Annotated in this window: 8 protein-coding genes; 2 read left to right on the top strand and 6 right to left on the bottom strand. The window is 58.9% G+C overall.

The genetic code is table 11. The annotated features are described in order from the left end of the window. Positions 1-142 precede the first annotated feature (142 nt). The gene (locus tag Q0C28_RS11360; RefSeq protein WP_293575857.1) at positions 143-868 is read left to right on the top strand and encodes an AzlC family ABC transporter permease; all 726 of its coding nucleotides are present in this window, start codon (positions 143-145) and stop codon (positions 866-868) included. Next, entirely contained in the window at positions 865-1,197 is a 333-nt protein-coding gene (locus Q0C28_RS11355; protein WP_293575855.1) for an AzlD domain-containing protein, read from the top strand. Before Q0C28_RS11360 ends, Q0C28_RS11355 begins: the two co-directional genes overlap by 4 nt. Positions 1,198-1,303: 106 nt before the next feature. Here Q0C28_RS11355 and Q0C28_RS11350 read toward each other — a convergent pair whose 3' ends face one another. The 6 genes from Q0C28_RS11350 to Q0C28_RS11325 form a co-directional block, all read right to left on the bottom strand. After that, entirely contained in the window at positions 1,304-1,936 is a 633-nt protein-coding gene (locus Q0C28_RS11350) for a hypothetical protein (protein WP_293575853.1), read from the bottom strand. Positions 1,937-1,976: 40 nt separating this feature from the next. Then, entirely contained in the window at positions 1,977-2,111 is a 135-nt protein-coding gene (locus Q0C28_RS11345; protein WP_293575851.1) for an aa3-type cytochrome c oxidase subunit IV, read from the bottom strand. Positions 2,112-2,176: 65 nt separating this feature from the next. After that, entirely contained in the window at positions 2,177-2,734 is a 558-nt protein-coding gene (locus tag Q0C28_RS11340; RefSeq protein ID WP_293575849.1) for a hypothetical protein, read from the bottom strand. A 10-nt stretch (positions 2,735-2,744) separates the two neighbouring features. Next, complete coding sequence (locus Q0C28_RS11335) at positions 2,745-3,209, bottom strand: DUF6173 family protein (protein ID WP_293575847.1); 465 nt, start codon at positions 3,207-3,209, stop codon at positions 2,745-2,747. Positions 3,210-3,237: 28 nt separating this feature from the next. Then, positions 3,238-4,275, bottom strand: coding sequence for an MBL fold metallo-hydrolase (locus Q0C28_RS11330; RefSeq protein ID WP_293575845.1), 1,038 nt, complete (start codon positions 4,273-4,275; stop codon positions 3,238-3,240). Beyond that, positions 4,272-5,978, bottom strand: coding sequence for an acyl-CoA dehydrogenase (locus Q0C28_RS11325; protein WP_293575843.1), 1,707 nt, complete (start codon positions 5,976-5,978; stop codon positions 4,272-4,274). Before Q0C28_RS11325 ends, Q0C28_RS11330 begins: the two co-directional genes overlap by 4 nt. Positions 5,979-6,151 lie beyond the last annotated feature (173 nt).

Below are 6,151 nucleotides of genomic sequence, written 5' to 3'. Positions count from 1 at the left end.
GGCAAGACTGCCTTGATGAACTCCCACTCCAGATCGCTCATGTCCGAACGCGCCATTTTCACACCCCAGCATGTTGTTTTGCTGGAAATGAAGCACAAGCCAATACGAATGATAAGGAATTTATAGGTGTGCTGCCTAGATCATGGCAATCACCACCACGAAATCGGCATTTTGGAAAGGGTTCCGCGATGGCGCGCCGTTTCTGTTGGTCTCTGGCCCGTTTGGATTGTTGTTTGGTGTTCTTGCGGCTGAGGCCGGATTGCTCGTCCCCGAGGCGATGGTGTTTTCCCTTTCGGTGTTTGCAGGTTCCGCCCAGTTCACGGCACTGCAGTTGATGCAGGAAAACACCCCCACGATCATTATCCTAATCTCCGCCCTAGCGGTGAACCTACGGGTTGCCATGTATTCTGCATCGCTCACCCCATATCTGGGTGCAGCTCCGCTGTGGCAGAGAGCCTGTGCAGCCTATCTCACCGTGGATCAATCTTATGCGCTGTCCATCGTTCAGTTCGAAACCAACCCGCAGATGACCCTCTCCCAGCGGCTGGCCTATTTCTTTGGCACTAACGGCTGTGTTGCCCCCGGCTGGATGGCCGCCACCTTTATTGGTGCGCTGTTGGGGGCGCAGGTGCCTGACAGCTGGGGCCTGGATTTTGTCCTACCGCTGGCGTTTCTTGCGATGGTGGGCCCAATGCTGCGCACCCCGGCGCATATGGTTGCCTGTTTTGTGGCCATTGTAACATCACTTCCGGCGACAGTGCTGCCGTATAACCTTGGGCTGATCGTTGCGGGGATGTGTGGCATGATGGCCGGCGCGCAGGCAGAACTCTGGTTCGAAAGCCGCAAACCCGTGAAAGACACCACATGACCCAAGCCCCTGATCCCACTGTCCTATGGACCATCATCATCGGGCTCGCCGTTGGCAGCTTTGCTCTGCGCTTTGCCTTCATCGGGATGATGGGTGGCCGCAGCATGCCCGCCTGGCTGATGCGGCACCTGCGATACACTGCAGTTGCCATCATTCCCGCTCTGGTGGCGCCCCTGGTCGCCTGGCCGACACCAACGGGCGGAACGCCGAGCCTGCCCCATGTGGCCGTCGCTGCGCTGGTTTTCGCCCTTGGCTACCTGACACGGAATGTCCTGATTGCCATGGCAGCGGGAGGCTGCGGATTTTTGCTTTTGTTTTTGCTGCAATAGGCCAACATACGACCAAGCCGGAGCTATTGTGCTGTCAACACAGGCTCAAACACAAAAAGCCGTCCAGTAGGACGGCTTTTTCTTGCAAGCATATCAGTTCTAACGATCACTCACTGGCATTCAGGAGAGCGTTGTTCTTTGCCAACCCCTCTCGCAGATCGGCGCTGTCGCTTTCGCGGTAGCGCACCGTCTCTACGCCTGGCAAAGCACCAAACTGATCTGCCAATTTACCGGGGTAAAATGTGGTATCAATCTGTTCCAACCCCGGGATCTGCCGCAGGACGGAGGATGTGGCGTTGGCACAGAAAGCCCCCGGCACGCGACCGTAGTCTGTCACCAATTGATAGGCGACCTGCGCCTGCTCTGGCGTCACCTCCAGCGTCTGCACCACCACATGATGCGTGCTGCGCGCGTGCGAGCCACGGTAGGCTTTTTCAACACCTGGGGTGATCCCATAGAGGACATCATCACGCTCTGGCACGACATCAGCATAGAAGGAGCCGGCAGGGTCAAAAATCACCCGTTCCGACGCGTTGATCATCAACGAGGTATGCGCACCCTGGCCCGTCCTGTTGTTGATCATCGTGTAAAGCGTCAAGGACGCAGGCCCATCATGACGATAGGCCACGCGTTCCAGAGTGGCGTCATCTGCATTCGGCTGCTGCTGCGCAGCGCACCCCGCCACAACTGCACACAGCACAAAAGCTGCGGCGCCCTTACGCAGGCGCGCAGCGTTCAAAAACCGGGGCTGCCCCCCATACTGATTACCCAACACTGGATCAGGTCGCGAAAATCGCCAAGAAGACCGTGAACAAGGTCACTGCAATACAAAAACGGGTGGTGAACTTCAGGAAACCCTCATAGGTTTTTTCCTGAACAGAGATATCCATCGAACCGTGCTCGTGCTCAGCCATGTTTTCATTCCTATTCGCAACTGTTTGAACGCTGAATACTGGATTTCAAAACAACTGTCACGACGTCAATCTGGCGCATCTTTGGCAAAACTGCCGTTGATTTGAGTTTCACAAGGCGGATATCCGTAGCCCCAGCGCCATGGCAGCCCGGTGCAGGGCGCACCGCCGAATCGAACGGCGGAAAACATCGCCGACGCAATTGCCCCACTCAACGGCGTCACATCCGCAAGCTCGGCCTCAACACATTGGCGCAGAGTCTTATCGGCCAGCCTGCGCGCGACAACGCTTTCGGTCGCTGTCGTCGCGCCACCGGCCATGTGATAACTGCGATCATGAGCGACGCAGCAATATTCGAAACGTGGGCCCTGATCGGTCGCAGCGCTGACAAACTGCCGCCACAGCAACGACAGCCCGCCGCTGCAACCGTCTGTGGTGAAAGGCGCCGGGGTATGGTCTGACGCGTCGATCACCTGCAGCAGCGCTTCGTGTGCGCCCTGATCTTCACCGCCGAAACTGGCGGCCCAACCTGGCCAGGACGGTGCCTCCGCATGTGCTGGTGGCGATGTCAGAGCACTGAACAGACCAACAATGGCCGCCGCCCCTATGCATGCAAGCCGCTCCATTTTGGCGGGATCAACTGTCCTGCGTCTCTGCCTCAAGATCGGACACCAGACGGAAACCGATCCGGTTTGCCGGGGCCGCTTCGTTCTGTTTGGGCAGCGCACGCAGCATCACATTCAACTGGCTGACATGTTGCACCAGCTGAGTGCGCGCGCCGCTGGTGTCGGATCCGTAGTAGGTAATGATATCGGGATCAAAATATCCCATCCCTTCGATCCGCATCACCCCGGCGTCACCGCCAGCAAATCCCATCGCAACCTCATGTTCGCCGTCCAGTTGCTTTTCGAAGTTCTGGATGTAAAGCACCAACCGCTCATAGGCCCAACGGGCTGGGCTTTTGGTTTCGACAGGTTTTTGCAGCGGCTCGGGGACCGTTTTCATGGGGGCGCAGGCCTCTGGGTCGGAATGGACCTCGTGGACACACGGCAGAATAGCGGCCTCGACCGCTTCGGCACTGGTTTTGATTTCGTCAGACATGCGCTCTCTCCCCGATTGGCGGGGCAGATCACCCCTGCCGCTGATACAACCAGGCGCCATCGGCGCGGCGGCTGCGTTGGACCTGACCCAAATGGTACAGATGATTTACATGGGCCACCGCTTCGACCAAAGCAAGACCATATTCCCCGCCGCCAATCTGCCGCTTGAACAGAGGCGCGAAACACTCCGCTGCGCTGCGCGGTTCATCAAGATGCTCCAGCAACCGCGCCAGAGCCCCATGGTGATTGTCGATCAACTGCGCCATCCGGTGCGGCAGACCAAGGAACGGCAGCTTATGCCCGGCCAAGGCCAACTGATCCGGACGGGCCAATTGGGCCAGCCGTTCGCAGGCTTCCAGCCAGTCGGCCACGGGATCGGCCATAGGTTCCGTCGCATAAACGCCCAGGTTGGGGCTGATCGACGACAGCACCTGATCACCGGTGAGCACGAGATTGCAATCCCGGCTCCAGAACGTCGCATGCTCCGGCGCATGACCATTGCCAATATGGATATCCCAATCGCGGCCACCCATGCGGATCACATCCCCCTGTTTGATCCGCGTGAACCCCAGCGGCATCGGGTAGACCGTATCAGCAAAATTGAAGGGTCGTTCGGCGAGCCGCGCCTCATAGACGGCAGGATCCATACCGGCACTGCGATAAAACGCTAGGGTTTCTTCGGGCCAGCTGTCCTGTACATCCAGTGTCAACATCCGCGAAAACAACCAGGCCGTTCGCGTTGTGACCAATTCTGTGCCGTGTTGCGACTGAAACCAACCCGCGTTGCCCACATGGTCCGGATGATGGTGGGTGACGACAACCCGTCGTACTGGCCTGCCGCCCAAAGGACCTGCCATCAGCGCCTCCCAAAGGCGACGGCTGGTTTTGGAGGACATGCCAGTGTCCACAATGGTCCATCCATCCCCGTCATCCAGGGCATAGACATTCACATGGTCCAGCTTCATCGGTAGGGGCAAGCGCATCCAGAGAACACCCTCTGCCACCTCTATTGCCCCCCCTTTGGCTGGGGGTTCACTCCATGGACCGCTGGGGCGCGCGCTGCTCATCCGTCCGCCAATTCCGCCAGCGAGAGCGCCCGCGCACCGGCTGCACCAGCCTGGGCGTGGGCCAGGTAGGCGGCATGTTCGGGCAGCAAGCGTTCAATGTAGAACCGCGCCAGTTTCTCCCGCGCACCACCGGCATCCGCCATGGCAGCTGACAGATGAAAATGCCCACCCAGCACGCGCGCAAAAGCATGCAAATAGGGCGTCGCGCCCGCAAAACGGTTGTCCATATCGTCCTGTCCAACCAGCCATTCCGTTGCTTCACGCAAGGATTCACAGGCCTGCCAAACCGCCTCGGCCAAAGAGGGGTAGCGACCACGGGCGCGCTCTGCCTGATCTTCAATCTCGTCAATCAGGCGGTTGGCCATCTCACCGCCATCCATCATCTTGCGACCGACCAGATCCATCGCCTGAATACCGTTGGTGCCTTCGTAGATCGCGGTGACGCGGACGTCCCGGTAATATTGCGCGGCCCCGGTCTCCTCGACAAAGCCCATGCCGCCATGCACCTGCACACCGGTTTCAGACACACGCATTCCTGTCTCGGTGCCAAAAGCCTTGGCAATCGGCGTCAGGAACGCCGCTCTGGCAGCCCAATCGGCCTCGCCGGTGGCGGTCTGCATATCGATCGCTTGGGAGCAGGCCAGCAGGATCGCACGAGACGCAAACAGATCCGCTTTCATCTCCATCAACATCCGGCGCACATCGGCATGATCAACGATGGTTCCAGATTGGGACACGCCCTGCTTGCGCTCCAGCGCATAGGCCAGCGCCTTTTGATAGGCGGCCCCGGCCACACCCACGCCCTGACCGCCAACACCGAGACGGGCGTTGTTCATCATGGTGAACATCGCAGCCAAGCCACCACCAGGAGGGCCAACCATCCAGCCCACCGCAGCACCATACTGCATGACGCAGGTTGGCGAGCCATGCAGACCCATTTTGTGCTCAAGGCTGACAACTTTCAGATCATTGGGCTGACCCGGGTTTCCATCCGCATCCGGCAGGTATTTTGGCACCAGAAACAGCGAAATCCCTTTGGTGCCAGGCGCAGCATCCGGCAGACGCGCCAGAACAAGATGGCAGACGTTCTGGGTGAAATCATTATCACCCCAAGAAATATAGATCTTCTGCCCGGTAATCGCGTAGGTGCCGTCATCTAGCGGTTCCGCTTTGGAGGTCAGAGCGCCAACGTCGGATCCAGCCTGCGGCTCCGTCAGGTTCATTGTACCCGACCATTCGCCTGAGATCAGTTTCGGCAGATACAGCTCTTTGATCGCGTCGCTTGCGTGGTGTTCTAGCGCCTCGATCTGCCCCTGGCTCATCAGCGGAGCCAATTGCAGCGACAGACACGCACCTGACATCATTTCGTTGACGGCTGTTGTGAGGGTCATTGGCAGGCCCATGCCACCAAACTCGGGCGCCGCGCTGATCCCGATCCATCCCCCTTCGGAAATGGATTTCCACCCCTCCTCATAGCCGGGAGAGGTCCGCAGCACCCCGTTTTCCAGATGCGCGGGATGCAGATCCCCGCCCCGGTTCAGCGGTGCCATCACCTCATCGCAGAGCTTGCCGGCCTCGGTCAGGATTGCCGTCACAACATCGGCACTTGCATCGCCAAACCGATCCGTTGCCGCGATCTCATCAAAGCCGACGATGTGGTCGAGCAGGAACTGATATTCAGGAACTGGAGCGCGAAAGGTCATGTTTGGCCTCTTTCAAGCAAAGCATGGCTGGCCAGTCTGTCGAGAACATTCTGAATTGTCCGGTGTAGGTAACATGCCAATTGTCCGCTTCAGTTAGTACCGCAGCAGCCCAAATCGGAACGAGCCGTAGGCGACTGGAGATTTGGGCTGCTGCGTTCGCACGCGTCGAAGCG

Origin of the sequence: Phaeobacter sp. (assembly GCF_022825805.1) — a bacterium.
GTDB lineage: Bacteria > Pseudomonadota > Alphaproteobacteria > Rhodobacterales > Rhodobacteraceae > Phaeobacter.
The sequence above is the reverse complement of the archived record's forward strand: the minus strand, read 5'-3'. Positions and strand labels throughout refer to the sequence as shown.

Bases quoted from the DNA above. Each gene is read 5' to 3' on its own strand.
- Q0C28_RS11360 (WP_293575857.1), top strand. From the start codon at position 143: ATGGCAATCACCACCACGAAATCGGCATTTTGGAAAGGGTTCCGCGAT.
- Q0C28_RS11345 (WP_293575851.1), bottom strand. From the start codon at position 2,111: ATGGCTGAGCACGAGCACGGTTCGATGGATATCTCTGTTCAGGAAAAA.
- Q0C28_RS11325 (WP_293575843.1), bottom strand. From the start codon at position 5,978: ATGACCTTTCGCGCTCCAGTTCCTGAATATCAGTTCCTGCTCGACCAC.
- Q0C28_RS11335 (WP_293575847.1), bottom strand. From the start codon at position 3,209: ATGTCTGACGAAATCAAAACCAGTGCCGAAGCGGTCGAGGCCGCTATT.
- Q0C28_RS11340 (WP_293575849.1), bottom strand. From the start codon at position 2,734: ATGGAGCGGCTTGCATGCATAGGGGCGGCGGCCATTGTTGGTCTGTTC.
- Q0C28_RS11330 (WP_293575845.1), bottom strand. From the start codon at position 4,275: ATGAGCAGCGCGCGCCCCAGCGGTCCATGGAGTGAACCCCCAGCCAAA.
- Q0C28_RS11355 (WP_293575855.1), top strand. From the start codon at position 865: ATGACCCAAGCCCCTGATCCCACTGTCCTATGGACCATCATCATCGGG.